This window comes from Micromonospora sp. ATLC20, from assembly GCF_057196585.1.
The window spans coordinates 1-780 of sequence record NZ_JBXUOV010000405.1; the positions used below are offsets into that span (position 1 = coordinate 1).

Sequence of the window (780 nt, forward strand, 5' to 3'; positions counted from 1 at the left end):
GCCGGCGGATCGGTGCGCGGCCGGCGGGCACGCCGCCGCCGGAACCGGGGCAGCCGCAGCCGGGGCAGGCGAGGACGCCGCAGCCGGGGCAGCGTGAACCGGGGCAGCCGGCGTGGCACCCAGGCCGGGAAGAAATACCAGCCCAGCGCCACCAGCAGCGCGACCGCCAGCAGGATCAGCGCGGCCAGCGGCAGCGGCACCACGTCACCGAGGGCCGCCACCGTCTCGGTCCACCACCGGCTCACCGGTGTGCCGCCAGCAGGACGGGCTCGGGCACGCCGGCCGGCGCGCGGGAGAGCCGGATGTCCAGCCCCTCGGTGCGGACCCGGGTCTCCAGGTGCAGCACCGCGTCCAGGCAGGCGAGCGCCGGGTACGCGAGCGCGTTGACAGCGGTGAAGGCGGCGATCGTCAACGGCAGCGCCCAGGCCGACACGTCGAACAGGCCCAGCATGCCGAGACCCTGGTAGACGCCCAGCCCGATGCCGAGCCGGATCAGCCACCAGCCGAGGTAGCCCAGCAGCCGGATCGCGGCGCCCCGGGCGCTGACCCGGCCGGCCAGGCGTACCGCCCGCCAGGGCGCCAGGTGCGCCGGCACCCCGTCCAGCACCAGCACCGGCACCACCAGGCCGAGCAGCGCGTACGCCGGGAACCAGCCCGGCCCGGTCAGAGCGGCGGCCGTGACGGTCAGCCCGACCAGGACGGCGGCCGGCAGCGCCACGCCGAGCCGGGCGCCGCGCAGCAACTCGGCCGGCCGTGGACGGCGCCCCAGCAGCGCTGCCC

2 pseudogenes are annotated in these 780 nt (G+C 77.8%); both read right to left on the reverse strand.

The features are described from left to right. Positions 1-245: pseudogene (locus tag AC2CHG_RS31635) on the reverse strand (DUF4129 domain-containing protein); the annotation flags it as partial. Next, positions 242-780: pseudogene (locus tag AC2CHG_RS31640) on the reverse strand (hypothetical protein); the annotation flags it as partial. The pseudogenes AC2CHG_RS31640 and AC2CHG_RS31635, both read right to left, overlap by 4 nt.